Source organism: Myxococcus sp. AM011 (assembly GCF_013372595.1).
In the GTDB taxonomy this organism is placed as follows: domain Bacteria; phylum Myxococcota; class Myxococcia; order Myxococcales; family Myxococcaceae; genus Myxococcus; species Myxococcus eversor.
This window is the reverse complement of sequence record NZ_JABXEM010000599.1, coordinates 1-657: the sequence shown is the minus strand read 5'-3', so window position 1 is coordinate 657 and position 657 is coordinate 1. Positions and strand designations below refer to the sequence as shown.

General features: G+C 68.2%; 1 protein-coding gene and 1 pseudogene. Both read right to left on the bottom strand.

Annotated elements, in window-relative coordinates; translation table 11 throughout:
* Positions 1-254: pseudogene (locus HUW62_RS47590) on the bottom strand (hypothetical protein); the annotation flags it as partial.
* Entirely contained in the window at positions 251-544 is a 294-nt protein-coding gene (locus HUW62_RS47585; protein ID WP_176438221.1) for a hypothetical protein, read from the bottom strand. The pseudogene HUW62_RS47590 and the gene HUW62_RS47585, both read right to left, overlap by 4 nt.
* Positions 545-657 lie beyond the last annotated feature (113 nt).

The following is a 657-nucleotide window of genomic DNA, read 5'->3' as shown; positions in this document are numbered from 1 at the left end:
CCCACCTCGAAGGGCAGGTAGAGGGTGCGGCCCACGGTGGTGGCGTACTTCTCCAGGAAGCGCTGCCTGTCGAGGATGCCCATGCGCTGCAGCGCCTCGGCCGCCAACTGCATCTCGAGGGAGTCGGTCTTGTTGGCCGTCTTGGTGCGCAGGCGCGACTGCATGTGCTGGTAGAAGGCCCACACCTCGGCGGGCTGGATGTCGCGCTGGAAGAGAGTGCCCACGCCGGGGAGGGACTGGAGGTAGCCCTTCACAGAGCACCCCCTTCCTCGACACCCGCGTCGACGGTGCCAGCGTCCACAGTGGTGGGCAGGCACGTGTGGCCGGTGACGCCCTCCTCGTTGACGTAGGCGCAGGTGAAGGCGGCGTTGCTGTGCTCGCTGACCGCGTCGCAGTCGGCGAGCACCTGCCAGTTGCCGTCGCCGTTGCAGATTTCGGCGACATTACCGGCGCAGCGCGTGGATACCGGCGCGCACCCGTCTGGCGCGCGGCAGCGGGTGAGGAAGGCGGTGGCGAGAAGTGGGGCGAGTAGCAGTGCTTTCATGCGAGTCCTCGGGCTTGGGGCCTGTCGTTGAAGGTGACGAGAAGGAGGTTTCTGCGAGGCCTCCGGCGGTGGAGTCCGAAGCCCGTGGGGCGCGCCTCCGTGACGTACAGCCC